The following is a 15,373-nucleotide window of genomic DNA, read 5'->3' on the forward strand; positions in this document are numbered from 1 at the left end:
ACGCCCCAGTTGACGAATCGGGGGGAGAGATTTGAACTCTCTAGAAATATATACTGCCCGGCGCTTTTATTGTGAGTACAAGATCCGAGAACGTATTCACCGTGACTTGGCTGATTCACGATTACTAGTGATTCCGGCTTCATGGAGTCGAGTTGCAGACTCCAATCCGAACTGGGGCCGGTTTTTTGGGATTAGCTCCGTCTCGCGACTTGGCAACCCTTTATACCGGCCATTGTAGCACGTGTGTCGCCCAGGGTGTCAGAGGGCCATGCTGATCTGACGTCATCCCCTCCTTCCTCCCCGCACCCTTTTCCCGATTATTTTCGGTAAACAGCAACAAAGAAATACTGCCAAAGGCAACGTCTCTTCATTCTGCTCAGAAAAAAGGTGCGGGGCGGTCTCGCGTGATACGTGTAACACGCGACAGGGGTTGCGCTCGTTTCCCGACTTAACGGAACATCTTACGACACGAGCTGACGACGACCATGCAGCACCTGGTCTAGCGGCCTCGAAGGACTTCTTATTTCTAAGATCTCCAGCTAGATTTCAAACCCTGGTGAGGTTCCTCGGTTATCGTCGAATTAAACCACATGCTCCACCACTTGTGCGGATCCCCGTCTATTCCTTTGAGTTTTAAGCTTGCGCTCGTACTTCCCAGGCGGCACACTTAACGCGTTAGCTACGGCACGGAAGGGGTCGATTCCTCCCATACCTAGTGTGCATCGTTTAGGGCGTGGACTACTGGGGTATCTAATCCCATTCGCTCCCCACGCTTTCGTGGCTCAGTGTCAGATCGGTGCCAACCAGCTGCCTTCGCCTTTGGTGTTCTTCACGATATCAACGCATTTCACTACTACACCGTGAATTCCACTGGTCTCTCACCGCCTCAAGTCGTGCCGTTTCAAATGCAGTTCTTCGATTGAGTCGAAGGATTTGACATCTGACTAACACGACCACCTACCCACCCTTTACGCCCAATAAATCCGGATAACGCTTGAGGTCTCTGTATTACCGCTACTGCTGGCACAGAGTTAGTAACCTCTTATTCTCCAGGTACCGTCATCGAAATTCTTCCCTGAAAAAAGTAGTTTACGACCCGAGGGCCTTCATCCTACACGCGGCATCGCTCGTTCAGGCTTTCGCCCATTGACGAATATTCTCGACTGCAGCCTCCCGTAGGAGTTTGGGCAGTGTCTCAGTCCCAATGTTGGGGGCCATGCTCTCACACCCCCTACCCGTCAGAGCCTTGGTAGGCTTTTACCCCACCAACTAGCTGATAGGACGCAGGCTGCTCCTCAAGCGATAAATCTTTACTCCGTAGAGCACATCGTGTATTAGCTTGTCTTTCGACAAATTATTCACGACTTGAGGGAACATTCCTACGTATTACTAACCCGTTTGCCGTGGGTCTAAACCCACTCGACTTGCATGCCTTATCCATGCCGCCAGCGTTCATCCTGAGCTAGGATCAAACTCTCAATAAAGATGATATTCCGAGAGCATCCGGTAAACCGAACTCCACCACTCATCTTATAATGGCAGATAAACTCTCGAGAAGTTGCTTCCCTTCCCCTTGCGAAGATAAAGAAGACTTAAATAGATCCATGTAACTATTGGATTGACCGCAAAAAATTGCAATCATACTTTCGCAAATTGTTAAGGGGCTCTTGGCGATAAAAAAGAAGGCGGAAAGCTTTCTTCCTTCGCATGTGCAGTATAGAGGAACAAAAAGACTTCTGTCAAGCGTCCGACCCATTCCATGCTTTTTCCTCTATCGGACAGGTGTAATACCCTGCCGGAAAAGAGAGGAATGTGACTAGTACAAGCCAAAATCCCTATCTTCGGCGCTTATTGACGAAGAGGAGAAAGACAAGTGGCGCCGCCATCCAAACAAGACGCGCCCATGAGTCAGAAAAATAGCCATACACCGTCGGAGAGAGAAACCGCAAAGCAAATGATCTCGACACCAAGGAAAGTGCCATACTCATCGCAAGACCCGTCCCCAAGCACCCCATCACGAGCACTCGCGAGAAAAACGTCGATGTCGGATTGGAGATATGAATATCGAGAATGTAGTCTCCCACCATAACCAAGAAAGCAAGAAGTACGACAAAGATAATAGCTCTTCCCTCTGGCGCAAAAGCAATCCACGATGCTGGAACAGTCAATACAAGAGCAAGCGCCACATAGGAAAACACGACGACACTGAGGAGTCGCGTGCGCCCCAACACAAATGATAACGCGAGACTTCCCCCGATAAAGAGAAGGAGAAATGAAAGGTCTCCCGCAAACTTCCCCGGCACAAAGGAAAAAAAGGAGGTCAGGACATTCATATGATTCATCGAAAAAACATCGAATTTTGAGTACACACTCAAAGCGTACACCGCGCCACTCTCCTGGTCAACGCTTGCGAAAAAGGCTCCGAATCGATACTATAAGGGCATTCATCTCTATACTACTTTCCTATGAGTCCGATTCGTCGGCGCGTGTTTTTTTGGGCACTCACACTCACCTTTCTCGTGACAACTCCCATTATCGTGCTCTTCCTCATGGGATACCGCTACAGTTTCGAGCGGGGCATTTTCATATACACGGGTTCCGTTTCCATCCAAGCAAACCCCGCACAAAACATCGATATACAAATAGACGGCAAGCCTGTATCCGCCGACAGCAATCGCCTCAACAGCTCCTATCATATCGAAGGTATTCTTCCGGGGAAACACACGGTTTCTGTTTCCGCACCCGGATTTAGCACCTGGTCCAAAGAAATCACCGTCCGAAGCGGTATCGCCACTGAATTCTGGAATATACTTCTTGCCCGAACTGAATACCCCCAGAAAGTACTCGCTTCTTTCAAAGATGGTCAGGCATTTTTTCCTCTCCCCCAGAAGAATCAAATTGCCATAGTATCAGAGAATGATCAAGAAACAACCGTCACCGTGCTCAACACAACAACCGGAAATCGAGAGCAAGTATTTAGCAGCACGGACTTTTTCCTCAGCAAGGACGCTCCAAGAAATGCTTTGCGGTGGTCTTCACGAGATGCAACACATTTCCTCCTCTCCCTTCTCTCTCGAGAAACACAAGAGGAGCATACATTTCTTATCCAAACAGACATAGCAACCACAACTGATATCAAAGATATTGTAAACGTTCCACATCCACGAGAAGTACGATGGAATCCGAATGCCAACACGATTCTCTTCCTCTCGGGAGCAACGCTCTTCAGTCTCCCTATAGACACGCCCCTTCACGAGACAGCACTGTCCGACAATATCGAAAGCTACGACACCGTTGGAAACACACTCATCGCACTTGAACCAAAAACCGGCATACTCTACCAATTCCCACTGGGGGATCCCGCTCAAAAAAAGCAACTCACGACCGCTCCTCCGGAAGGATTCTCTCACAAATACACCACGCCATTCTCCCTCATCGCCTACGACGAAACGAGAATTACTCTTCTCAATAATGGCACAGGAGACCTCTTCCTCTTCAATAAAGGACAGGGAGGCGAATGGTTCAAAAGCCTCTCAAAAGACGCAAAAGGCGTGCAGTTTTCCGACGATGGAAAAAAAGTTCTCTACTGGACTGATTGGGAAATATTCACATTCTTCACGCGAAAATGGGAAGTACAGCCCGTCCGTCAAGAAAATGACCGTCTCGATATCGGACGATTTTCAAATACCATACATGATGTCCAATGGACCAAAGACTACGAGCACATCATCTTCTTCTCCGGGAATGACATACGAGCAATCGAACTCGACGACCGTGGAAGTCGAGATATGGTCACGGTTCTCAATCTTCCCTCCGTGCCACTTCAGATATCGAGTATCGGCTCAAAAAACGAAATTCTCTTCCTTCTACCGGACACACAATCAACATCTCTTTCTACACTTTCTTCCATTACATTTCCAGAGCCCCTCGGCTTCTTCGGATTTGGACAATAGTCGCAGCAAACAAGATGCAAATTACATTTTCAGCCAGCCTCATCCTTCGAGGGCTACCAGTCCTGGAAGTGTCTCGCCACTTAAGAACTCAAGCATAGCGCCGCCACCCGTTGAAACAAAAGAAATTTTCTGAAACACTCCTGCTTCCTCAAGAGCGATGATTGTTTCGCCGCCACCAACAATAGAAAACGCCCCGCTCTCGATAATACTCTCAAGTGTCATATTTGTTCCCGCAGCATATTCGGGATTCTCAAACTTTCCCAAAGGACCATTCCACACGACGGTCTTTGCTTTCAATATCTCTTCGCGAAAACGAAGCAAAGTTTTCCTACCAATATCTTGTCGATCAGGAGCATAATCCTCCGGAAGCAACACCTTATCAGAAAATGAAATTCCTTCATCCTCCGCTTCACACGCAACCTTTCCAGCAACAAGCACGCGATCGTAGTTCTCTTCGAACATACGAATAATCGGGAGCTTCGTCTCGATCTTCGCACCACCAATCACGGCAACCGCCGGACGCGCCGGATGTTCGCGCGCATCTGTCAGATGTTTCACTTCATCCAAGAGATGAAGTCCGGCGAAACTCGGCAGAAATTTCGTGACACCGGTCACACTCGCCTGATCCCGATGACACACACTGAAGGCATCATTCACAAATACATCAAACGGCGCCGCAAGCGCTCGTGCAAATTCCGGATCATTCGATTCATCTCCAGGAGAGAACCGGACATTCTCCAGAAGAAGAATCTCCCCCTCCGGAAGAGTACTCAGCATAGCAACAACCTGGTCACCGACACAATCATCGACGAAATGAACCTTCCTTACAAGAATCCGCTCAACATCGTCTGCAATATACTTCACGGAAAACGCATCATCGCGCTTTCCCTCGGGTCGCCCCAAATGTGTCGCAAGTGCCACTTTGGCACCCTTTGAAAGCAAATACTCCACTGTATGCCGTGCAGCATCCACCTTATACTTCTCTTTCACATCCCGATTCTCATTGAGTTCAACATTGCAATCCACTCGAACCAACACCTTCTTCCCAGCTACATCCGCATCTCGCACACTTCGTAGAGTCATATATGAAACATTAAAAATTGATACAGCCACAGCATTGAAACACGGAAACTCAAAACACAAGCAACAAAAAAAATGAGTACTACTATCTTACATTAATTCTGGACATATCAATTCCAAGAGAGTATTTTTGTAGAGACTTTCTTGAGAGTCAGAACTTTTGTAGGCAACACTAGTGATACCTCCCCATGCCGAGAATAGCGATGATAGTGCCCAAAGTCGCAGTAATCACTGTGAAAATCCAGGCGCGCATCACCACTTTCGGTTCGGGCCAACCAAGCGCTTCGAAATGATGATGTATCGGTGCTGCCAAGAAAATCTTCCGATGGAACAATCGCTTACTCATAAGCTGAAGAGCGGCACTTCCCGATTCGAGTACGTAGATGAAGACGATAACAAAAAGCGCGAGCGCAGAGTTGGTGAGCATAGCGACCACACCAAGTGTGAGACCAAGCGACACTGCGCCCGTATCGCCCATAAAAAATCTCGCCGGATAAATATTGAACCAAAGAAAGGCAAGCAATGCGCCAGCAATCGCGGAACAAAATGCTGCAAGATCCATTTTGTTTTGAAAAAACGCAATAAGTGAAAAAGAACCAAATGCCATCAACAAGACACCGCCATTGAGTCCGTCAAGTCCATCCGTTTCATTTGATGAAATTGCCGCAAAGAGAATCACCAGTATAAAAACGGGGATGTACCACCATCCAATCGAGAAATCTCCGACGGCTGGCACATGAATCCGGTCCCAGCCAAGTTTGGCATAGAACCACCATGCCCCCGTTCCGGCAATCGCAAAAAGCCACCAAAATCGCATGAGAAATCTCATGCCACCACCCTTGTTCTTTCCAATACCTCGAACACTCATCCAGTCGTCAAGAAGACCAAGTAGCCCCCCTGCCGTGAGCGCAAAGAGCGGTAGCCACACCTGTGATCGACTGAAGAAGTCGAGCCGCGCAATGAAATTTTTCCCAAAAAAACCGGCGAGTGCCGGAAAGACGAAGTGAGAATAGAGTGCCAGGACAACAACAGAAAACCACACAATAACACCGCCCATTGTTGGTGTCCCCGCCTTCCTCGCATGAAGTGAATTCACGACAGTGAGTTTGTCGCCGGAGACGCCGCATTCCTTGATGCGAATCCCAATCTTGTTCCGATAGAGAATATGCGTCCACAGGGGCGTCAAGAAAAAAGCGAGACAAAAAGCAAGAAGTCCCGTCACTAAGACTTTGAGAACATGCACCACTTCCGGAATGGTTTGTATGTCAGAGAGCTGTACCATAAGTATGCTAAAAGTCACATGGGCACTCGTTTACACGAGAGCTTTTAGAAAAAAGTTTTAGCGCCAATAGTGTGACTGGAATGCCCAAGAGAACATCTTTTTGATACTCGACCACCGTTCCGGATCATTCAATACTACCGATACCACTTTGTGCTGACGATTTGGGTCAAATGAAATTGCAAGAAGTGAATATCCGGCAAGCGGGGTAAAGCCCGTCTTGGTACCGATAAGGCGAGAGTCTTCACCAAGCAACACATCCGTATTGAAAATATCATGTGCATATTTCCCATCTCTCGATACAATCGTCGTGCCAGGCGTTCGTGCCAACTCCCAAATGATATCATACTTCAGCGCTTGAGAGGCAATTCGCGCGATATCAAATGCCGAAGAATAGCAACTCGACTCATGACCATCTGGCTCCAACCCCGATGGTGTACAGAAATGCGTATCCAAAAGTCCCAGTGCATGAGCCCTGGCATTCATAAGATCGACAAATGCGCTCATTGACCCAGCTGTGTGCTTTGCAAGCGACTGCGCCGCGTCATTGGCACTATTCATCAGCATCGCCATAAGGAGACTCCTCACAGAGACTTCCTCTCCAACATGCAAACGCACTCCATTACAAAATCCTGACCGAGGACAACCAACTCTTGTTCCTTCCGCAGTAATCATCTCCTCATCGATTTTCACAAACTCATCCAGATTTTTGATGCGTTCAACAACCAGTATCGCCGTCATGAGTTTGGTCAGAGAGGCAATTTGTCTCTCCTCATGCGAATTTTTTTCCTGAAGAACAATCCCCGACTCGGCATCCATCACCACACTTGCATGTGCTGAAGGAAGTGCCAAATCATATACACCTTCCTTCCGAATCGGTCGAAATTCCGCAGCATGATCCCGAGATTCAAATGAGATGGGAAAGTTTTCCTCATGAGCATCCGAAACACCCTCCACTTCCGGCACGAGCGCCTCAGCAATCTGAGGAGAAGTTTCATTACTAGAAAAAAGTTTTGTTTTTACGAAAAACACACCGCCGCAAAGAATTGCAACGAGCATTCCTACTCGAAAAGAGGTTCTCAAAAAAGTGGGTCGTGACAAATGCGCAGTGTTCATATATTTTCAGACTCTTCATTATTCTCCTTCTTTGGAGTATCCACATCCGGAACCAACGTCGAGAGACGTTCGTCTTTCGAAAGATGATCAAAATCAGGAAGCTCCGAGCAATTCGCAAGTCCGAGTGTTTCCAGAAATGCAAGCGACGGGCTATAGAGATAGCCCCGCGTGTCATCCAGATTCCCGCGTCGCTCGATGAGACCGCGCAAAAGAAGACTGCGCAGCGTCATAGTCGAGTTCACTCCGCGAATCGAATCGATATCAGCGCGCCCAATCGGCGAGCGGTAGGCAACTATCGAAAGCGTCTCCAGTGCTGCTCGAGAAAGCGCCCCTTCTCGTTCACTGCGGACAAATCGTTCGACAAAGAGAGCGCTATCCGGATGGCTCGTCAGCACGATATCGCCGTCTTTCCGAATCAGAAAAAGCCCTCGATTATCTTCCTCGTACGACTTCCCGAGCAATTCCAACGCCGCTTCCAATTCTTCCTCGGAAACGTCTATCACCTCAGCAAGTCGAGAAACCGACACTGGGTCCCCCGAGACAAAAAGAAGCGCCTCCACAATTGATGCTATTTTCTGTATATCCATAAGAAATCTATGCAGACACCATTACTCGACGAAATCGTATTTCCCCGAAAAGTTCTCCCTGATTAACCTCAAATGTCCTCCGCCGTACCAATTCAAGAAGTGCCAAAAAAGAAACTACGACTTCCACTCGATCGCGTGATTCCGCCGCTATTTCAGAAAACGCCACTTCAAGACACCGCTCAATCCGAGTCTCCAAAAACGCCACGCGCTCCTCAAGCGTCACTACCTCTTCAACGACATGCTCATCCAGAGAAACAGGCAATGGAATAGCTCCCAATACAGCAGAAAACGCCTCTCGAATATTCTCAGCACGAACATTGGATGGCGGCACAAATACCTCCGGAACATTGACAAACGATTCTCGATGAAAACCTCGATGTCCCATCAAAAACAAGCTCCCGAGTTTCATCGATGCTTCCTTGTACCGCTTGTATTCCCGTAGCCGCCACTCGAGATCTTCTATCTCGCCTTCTTCTTCCTCTGTGAATGAAAGTACTGGCAAGAGCGCTCGGGATTTGAGTAACAAAAGTCGCGAAGCAACCGCGAGAAACTGCGAGAGATGTGGGAGCGGGACATCATTCTCGTGTGCAATATGCTCGAGATACTGATCGGCGACAGTAGCAAGCGCAAGTCGCGTAATATCAAGTTTCTCCTTCTCAATAAGAGAAAGGAGAAGTGGCATCGGTCCCTCGAATTGCTCCAACCGCACGTGGTACATAAAATAGAAAAGGAAACCTCAACAAAAGCCAACACAACAAGAAAAGCAAACAATTTATCAGTGCTATAAAGAAAATCCACACATCCACAAGTAGCTTCTATTGTACCACAAAGCCAAAATAGAAACCAAAAAGACTCGGGATTTACAGTAAGCAATCGATATACCAGTGCGACTGGAGAGATAAAGAAATACTCCTCAGAAAAGCACAGAAAATATACTGCAACATCAACCAATTGAAAACCTACCCATGTATTGCAAAAGAAACAAAAACCCCTTCGCTATTCTATAGCAAAGGGGGTTGATTTTCTTACTGCACATCAGAGAGGAAATACAGGAGAGAGCGCTTCATAAATTGCCCGTCCAATATCTTGTCCGCTCGTTTCCAGATATGTCTCCCGCATCCCGTGACAACTCCAGTCATCCGCTCCGCAGATCCCTTCTGCATTTGCCGGAAGTGCGCCCGTTATGTTGCGAATCGCATTGATCACTTCATCACTTCCATATGTGAGATATCCTCTATAGGAATCGACACTTTCAGGCGTCGCAACAGCGAAAACAGGCACTCGAAGACTTGAAGGGAGAAGAAGATTTGCCTCCGTTGCATAAAAGTTCCCCTGAGAATGCGCTACAACCAAGCGTCTGCCCAGAGTCCCAGCATAGTTTTCAACATGCTGTTGCAAATCTTCATCTACAATATAGGCGAAAGCAGTCGAAATCGTCTTTGTGACATTCAACTGTGCTTCCCGAAACCACTCTGGAACGGAGATGCCCGCTGCCATATCAATCCATTGCCAAAATGTCGTAGTGTCATCTGGAACAGACTGCAAGAAGACTTCGAGAAGCTCGAGCCAAGCATCCTCCTTCTGATTGTGCGCAGCTTGAAACCGCACACACCGCATTTCATCCGCAACGTAGGATTGGTTCGGCAGAGAATTAACAAAGGAGAGGTAAGTTTCTTCCAACTTTCTCCTCGTCTTCTCAGCAGAAGCTTTATCCGTCCGCATCCCGTTTACAAAAAACACGGTCGGCGGATTGGATATGGACGAACAGTCGACATCAGCATACGCCGACGCGCTACCCACTCCAAAGAGGACAACTATGAAACTCAACAAATACAGCCACACCTTCATCATTCACCTCCCACCTGAGTAGTGTCAAAATCGCACTGCGTAAGGTACTCCCATGGATGGATAGCGCCACTCACTTCCCCACCAATATGCCGATTAAAGGCAATCCATGCACGAGAACGCAGTTCGGTATTGAGAATCCGTTCTTTCATTGCATCCTCAGCATCAGCCGACGCATCAATGCCCATAACTCCCGCTAGGCAATTCCCATCCTTCTCGCGATCATGCAACAATCGCACAGACTCTTCCTTATCCGACGATGCAAGGAGCTCCAACTGAAACCCTTCAGCATCTTGCCTCAATGCTTTTCGAACATTGATATTTTCATCCCCAGGATAGGTGAGCGCAATATACCGCTGTATATCATCGCGTATCCCGTCACCATCAGAGTCGATTCCAGCAAGGGTCACTTTTCCAGCTTCGCCCGGATCGGTAGGGAGACCATCATCCGTCATCTCAAGAGAGAGCGATACAGGCAACGATTCCGCAAGCCAGATTGGCGTCACGACTGTTTTGCCGAATATACGCACCGTGCGATACAGACGGAGAGAGCCATCAACTAACCCCACTGAAGCAGACGGTGAGAGATGTAGCGTCACCGAAACAACCGTATCGCGTTCGCAGATATTTCCCGGAACAATCTCGACCATACTCGCTATGGAAGCGAGATTATCAGAGAGCTTTGCAGACGTCTTGGCGCCGAGAGCACAGAACGTCTTGGCAAGCACTGGTCCCGCATGAGCTGTGACCGAGAATGAAACTGTACTGCCAGGAGTACCAGAGAGAGATACTGCTCTTGGTGCCCACGAGAACGCATTATCGGAGAGCCGCGAAGCGAACGCATTGGTAATAGCCAAGAGTCCGATTATCGCGATGGACAACACCGCCCATACCCGTTTTGATTTCCACGAAATAGTCATATATGCCCCTTATTGTAGCACAGATGAATGATTGGAGAAGAAATCCCTCATTGAGAAAGAACTTTGAAAAACGAGCATCATTCCTGATGCTCGAAGGAGAGAATACCATGGGAGGTGATATATGTCAAGATAACACTGCTATTCTATATAATTTCAGGTTAAAAACCTCCCAATATTCCATCAAATAATTGAAGTGATTGAAAAAATATTTCGATTTGCAACCCGTCCTCCGTCCATTCTATTCGAACCACTCTGAACAATCCTGCTTCCGTTTTTTCTCCTTCAAAATTCAAAAAAGCATCCCCTTTTTGAAAGGGGATGCAGAAAAAAATTCTTCGGAATGAGAAGCCGTTACACTCGCACACGGACGCCTGGACCCATGGTGGTGGCGAGAGTGGCGGAAACGATAAGCCTCCCCTTTAAGCCATCTGGCTTCAGGCGTTGAACCGTCTCGATAAAAGCAGTGACATTCTCAGCAATCTTCTCAGTCTCCAGAGAAACTTTTCCAACCGCTTGATGAATATTTCCAGAGTCGTCTGTTTTGAAGCTCGCCTTATTTCCCTTCTTCAGAGCGAGAACGGCATCTTTTATCTTCGTTGTCACCGTTTCATTCTTCGGATTTGGCATAAGACCTTTCGGTCCCAAAATCTTCGCAATCTGCGCAAGCTTCGGCATCATTTCCGGCGTCGAAAGGAGAATATCGAAGTCCGTCCCAGGAAGCACCTTCCCTTCTTTTATACCCGCGATCATCTCTTCCCCGCCAACTACATCCGCATTTGCCTCTTTGGCTTCTGCTGCCTTGGACGATGTGATAACGGCGACTTTCTTGGACTTACCTAAACCATTTGGAAAAATGATTGTTCCACGAACCAGCTGATCGGTCTTCTTGCGATCAATACCGAGATGAAGATGCAATTCTACCGACTCATCAAATTTTGCAACCGGCGTCTCGCGAAGCAAAGAAAGTGCTTCGCGTACCTCATACACTTTTCCCTTCTCAATACGCTCGGCAATCTTCCGATATTTTTTCCCTTGTTTCATAGTCGTATCGTGGTGCATACGTCCCTCTCGTCAAGACGAGGAAGACTCCCACAGAGACAAAAAATTATCCTTGAATCTTAATACCCATACTCCGCGCTGTACCGGCAACTACCTTCATTGCTGCTTCGACATCGTTTGCATTTAAGTCGACAATCTTCGCTGCAGCAATATCACGCAGTTGGTCATTTGTAATAGACCCGGCTGTATCCTTCAGAGGATTTGCGGCGCCCTTGGATGCCTTTGCTGCCTTTTTGAGGAGCTCGGACGCTGGCGGTGTCTTCAGAACAAATGTAAATGTGCGATCCTCGAACACCGTAATCTCAGCCGGAATGATATCTCCCATCTTATCCTTTGTCGCCTCATTGAACTTCACGCAAAAGTCCTGGATATTGAGTCCATGCTGCCCCAGAGCCGGTCCGATTGGCGGCGCTGGATTTGCCTTTCCTCCAGGAATCTGAAGTTTGATAACGGTCTTGATATTTGCCATAAGAGAAAAATTAGAACAATGATACCTCTCGTATCCCAAATTCCGAAAGAAGCACTCGGAACCTCGAACAACAGAAATTTATATATACCGTGAAACGTATCGTCAAAATATACAAGCTATACTTTCTTAATCTGGAGAAAGTCCAACTCGACCGGAGTCTCGCGACCAAACAGAGATACAAGCACTTTCACCTTTCCCTTCGCGTCATCTATTTCTTCTACCTTTCCATCAAAATTCTTGAAGGGACCGTCCACAATCTTGACCGGATCGCCCTTTCGAACATCGATTTTGAATTTCGGCTCTTCGACACCCATCCGCTTTTTGAGCGCGTCGATTTCTTTGGGATCAACGGGTGTCGGCGTCGTTCCAAGCCCGATAAACCCCGTCACGTTTGGTGTATTGCGAACCACATACCACGAGGCATCCGTCACAATCATATCAACCAAGATATACCCGGGATAAATCCGCTCCTCTACCACGACACGCTTCCCATTCTTCATGTTGATTTTCTTTTCCTTCGGAACCATGACGTCGAAGATAAATTCCTGCATGCCCATGGACTCGATTCGCTGATTGAGGTTTCGTGAGACATTGTCTTCGTAACCGGAATAGGTGTGAAGCACATACCACGCCCGCCCATGATGTTGTGTTTGCTTTGCCATAATGAAAAAAGAGAAAAATTCGAGCTAGACTCCAAGAATAAATTTACGAAAAAGTGCCCCAAAGAGAGCATCAAGCGTCCCAAGCAGCACCGCAACACATGCCGAAACAGCAAGCACAATAAGTGTATACCGCGTCACCTGCTCCCGCGACGGCCAATTTATTTTGAGCGCCTCTGCCTTCGCTTCAAGGAAATATTCAACTATTTTTTGCATAGACCAGCTACAGGGAAAATCAAGCTTTTTCTTTGTGAAATACGCGATTTTGGGTTTTTTAAAGAGCCCCTCTGGACTCTTGTGGGCTCTCTCTGTACTTTCAGAGTACTCGAAAATCCCCTTTCTGTCAAACGCCGGCCCATTAATGGGGGGAATTCTTCAAAACGACTCCTCGCAGGCATTTTAGGAGAATATTTCCGCTTCCTCAAGCACATCTCGATAAAGCGAAAGAATCCGCGTCGCCTCGCTCTGTTCGAGTGAAAAGTCTCTCTCATGCACAATACGGTTATGAATCTCATGTGCCTCGATAAGTCCACCAAGCCCCGAAAAGTGCCCCGGAGGAATCGCACTGAAACGCTCACCGGCATCTTTCCCTTCATAGCCCATTTCCGAAAGAACTTTGTTCACAAAAGCATCTGCCTCAAGAAGAGCCACTTTGTACTCCGAAGGCTGCCCCGATGCAAGACGCGCTTCTAGAGACTTCCATTCCTTCAAAAGACGCCGCGATGATGTGAGTGGACGCTCTTTGGTACCGAAAAATCCCTTCTTGAGATCGCCACCAACCGCCCGAAGCATGAAAAGCAAAATAATATCCGCAAACAAGACCAAACAATAGAGCCCGAGGAATCCGACAAGAAACGAGAGTGTCGTCGAAGCCATGACGGTTTCGAAAGCCGTCTGGATAATTGGAATGATCTCATTGGAAGAGTCCATAGAATATTTTTGTGTTTTCAAGAAAGACTTTGGAGACTTTTTTCAAACGCATGTGCTGCATTCAAAATTCCTTCTTCGTCGAACCATTTTCCCATCAATTGCCCACCAAGCGGAAGTTTCTTCCCATCCTCTTCGAGGAAACCAATGGGAAAAGAAAGTGCTGGCACGCCGACCAGGTTTGCCGTCACGGTATAGATATCGGAAAGATACATCGAGAGCGGATTCTCGGCTTTCGCGCCAAATCGAAACGCTACTTCCGGTGCGGTCGGCGAAAAAATAAAGTCTACATCAAGAAACGCTTTTTCAAATTCGCGCCGCAAGAGCGTTCGAACCTTCTGCGCCTTCGTATAATAGGCGTCGTAGTAACCGGCAGAGAGCGCATAGGTGCCGAGCATGATGCGCCGTTTCACTTCTGTTCCAAATCCATACTGACGCGTATCGAGATATGTTTCGAAGAGTCCCGATTTCTCAAGAAATGATCGCTTCTCGTCATCAATCGAAAGTCCGTAGCGAATGCCATCGAGACGAGCGAGGTTTGAACTCACTTCCGCCGGCATAATGATGTAATAGGTCGGAAGTGCCAAATGACTCGACGGAAACGATATCGGAACAATCTCAGCGCCCAAACTCCGAAACCGTTCAATCGCCCGCTCAGCAACGGCGCGAACAGATAGATCAAGTGCTTCAGAAAAATATTCTTTTGGGACACCAACGCGCTTCCCCGTCATATCCTCCGAAAGGAAATGCTCGTACGATTTGCCGCTACTCTCGGCACTCGTCGCATCAAGCGCATCTTCGCCTGCAATACGCGAAAGCACAATTGCCGCATCCTCGACCGTCTGCGTCAATGGTCCAATCTGATCAAGACTCGATGCCATGGCGATAAGTCCATGTCGCGACACCCTACCATAGGTTGGTTTCAATCCCACAACACCACACAGAGACGCCGGTTGACGAATAGAGCCACCCGTATCCGACCCAAGAGCAAAAACAGCGAGCTCCCCCGCGACTGCTGCCGCCGAACCGCCGGACGATCCTCCTGGCACACGATCGGTGTCGTGAGGATTCTTCGTCTGCTGGTACGCGCTCGACTCGGTCGAGGAACCCATCGCAAATTCATCCATGTTGGTCTTCCCGAGTATAATCGCGCCCGCATCTTTGAGTTCCGCGACTACCGTCGCATCATAGGGCGCGATATAGTTGTCGAGAATTTTGGAAGCGGCTGTTGTCCGGACACCTACCATACACATATTGTCCTTGATGGCACACGGAATCCCCGCGAGGAGGTCAATTTCCTCGCCCCGCTTGATCCGCTCATCAACTTCATGCGCCGCGCGAAGCGCCGATTCTTTCGTAAGCGTGAGATACGCCCCAATCTCACTATCTCTCTTTTCAATCGCGTCAAAATAATCTTCGGTCAATTTCGTCGAAGTCGTCTCCTGGTCCAATAATTTTTGGTGAAGTTTTCGAATCATA

At 48.0% G+C, this 15,373-nt stretch carries 15 protein-coding genes and 1 rRNA gene; 1 reads left to right on the forward strand and 15 read right to left on the reverse strand.

Annotation, left to right across the window (positions count from 1 at the left end; genetic code table 11):
• Positions 1-24 precede the first annotated feature (24 nt).
• Both IPJ67_02770 and IPJ67_02775 read right to left on the reverse strand, forming a co-directional pair.
• Positions 25-1,484 (reverse strand): 16S ribosomal RNA (locus tag IPJ67_02770).
• A 351-nt stretch (positions 1,485-1,835) separates the two neighbouring features.
• The gene (locus tag IPJ67_02775) at positions 1,836-2,333 is read right to left on the reverse strand and encodes a hypothetical protein (GenBank protein QQR77056.1); all 498 of its coding nucleotides are present in this window, start codon (positions 2,331-2,333) and stop codon (positions 1,836-1,838) included.
• A gap of 132 nt (positions 2,334-2,465) precedes the next feature.
• On the opposite strand from IPJ67_02775, the gene IPJ67_02780 reads away from it, so the two are divergent.
• Entirely contained in the window at positions 2,466-3,953 is a 1,488-nt protein-coding gene (locus IPJ67_02780; GenBank protein QQR77057.1) for a PEGA domain-containing protein, read from the forward strand.
• A 39-nt stretch (positions 3,954-3,992) separates the two neighbouring features.
• Here the strand turns inward: IPJ67_02780 and pgk are convergent, their stop codons facing one another.
• From pgk to gatA, 13 genes are all read right to left on the reverse strand, one after another.
• A complete protein-coding gene (pgk, locus tag IPJ67_02785) occupies positions 3,993-5,036 on the reverse strand; it encodes a phosphoglycerate kinase (GenBank protein QQR77058.1) in 1,044 nt (347 codons plus the stop codon).
• A 169-nt stretch (positions 5,037-5,205) separates the two neighbouring features.
• Positions 5,206-6,315 carry a hypothetical protein gene (locus IPJ67_02790; protein ID QQR77059.1) on the reverse strand — a complete coding sequence of 370 codons (1,110 nt, stop codon included), beginning with the start codon at positions 6,313-6,315 and terminating at the stop codon, positions 5,206-5,208.
• A 57-nt stretch (positions 6,316-6,372) separates the two neighbouring features.
• Positions 6,373-7,371, reverse strand: a complete 999-nt coding sequence (locus IPJ67_02795; protein ID QQR77060.1) for a D-alanyl-D-alanine carboxypeptidase — start codon at positions 7,369-7,371, stop codon at positions 6,373-6,375.
• A gap of 53 nt (positions 7,372-7,424) precedes the next feature.
• Complete coding sequence (scpB, locus tag IPJ67_02800; GenBank protein QQR77061.1) at positions 7,425-8,015, reverse strand: SMC-Scp complex subunit ScpB; 591 nt, start codon at positions 8,013-8,015, stop codon at positions 7,425-7,427.
• A 7-nt stretch (positions 8,016-8,022) separates the two neighbouring features.
• Positions 8,023-8,733, reverse strand: coding sequence for a segregation/condensation protein A (locus IPJ67_02805; protein QQR77062.1), 711 nt, complete (start codon positions 8,731-8,733; stop codon positions 8,023-8,025).
• Positions 8,734-9,050: 317 nt separating this feature from the next.
• The gene (locus IPJ67_02810) at positions 9,051-9,866 is read right to left on the reverse strand and encodes a hypothetical protein (protein ID QQR77063.1); all 816 of its coding nucleotides are present in this window, start codon (positions 9,864-9,866) and stop codon (positions 9,051-9,053) included.
• Positions 9,863-10,780 (reverse strand): hypothetical protein, encoded by a 918-nt coding sequence (locus tag IPJ67_02815; GenBank protein QQR77064.1) that lies wholly within the window; start codon positions 10,778-10,780, stop codon positions 9,863-9,865. Before IPJ67_02815 ends, IPJ67_02810 begins: the two co-directional genes overlap by 4 nt.
• Positions 10,781-11,131: 351 nt before the next feature.
• On the reverse strand, positions 11,132-11,821 hold the full coding sequence (locus IPJ67_02820) for a 50S ribosomal protein L1 (GenBank protein ID QQR78034.1): 690 nt from the start codon (positions 11,819-11,821) through the stop codon (positions 11,132-11,134).
• Between the two features lie 64 nt (positions 11,822-11,885).
• On the reverse strand, positions 11,886-12,308 hold the full coding sequence (rplK, locus tag IPJ67_02825) for a 50S ribosomal protein L11 (protein ID QQR77065.1): 423 nt from the start codon (positions 12,306-12,308) through the stop codon (positions 11,886-11,888).
• A 116-nt stretch (positions 12,309-12,424) separates the two neighbouring features.
• Entirely contained in the window at positions 12,425-12,970 is a 546-nt protein-coding gene (nusG, locus tag IPJ67_02830; protein QQR77066.1) for a transcription termination/antitermination protein NusG, read from the reverse strand.
• Between the two features lie 24 nt (positions 12,971-12,994).
• Positions 12,995-13,183 carry a preprotein translocase subunit SecE gene (gene secE, locus IPJ67_02835; GenBank protein ID QQR77067.1) on the reverse strand — a complete coding sequence of 63 codons (189 nt, stop codon included), beginning with the start codon at positions 13,181-13,183 and terminating at the stop codon, positions 12,995-12,997.
• 183 nt (positions 13,184-13,366) lie between these two features.
• Complete coding sequence (locus IPJ67_02840; protein QQR77068.1) at positions 13,367-13,897, reverse strand: hypothetical protein; 531 nt, start codon at positions 13,895-13,897, stop codon at positions 13,367-13,369.
• Between the two features lie 17 nt (positions 13,898-13,914).
• The gene (gene gatA, locus IPJ67_02845; protein ID QQR77069.1) at positions 13,915-15,372 is read right to left on the reverse strand and encodes an Asp-tRNA(Asn)/Glu-tRNA(Gln) amidotransferase subunit GatA; all 1,458 of its coding nucleotides are present in this window, start codon (positions 15,370-15,372) and stop codon (positions 13,915-13,917) included.
• Position 15,373 lies beyond the last annotated feature (1 nt).

The sequence above is a fragment of the Candidatus Moraniibacteriota bacterium genome (assembly GCA_016699385.1).
GTDB lineage: Bacteria > Patescibacteriota > Minisyncoccia > Moranbacterales > UBA1568.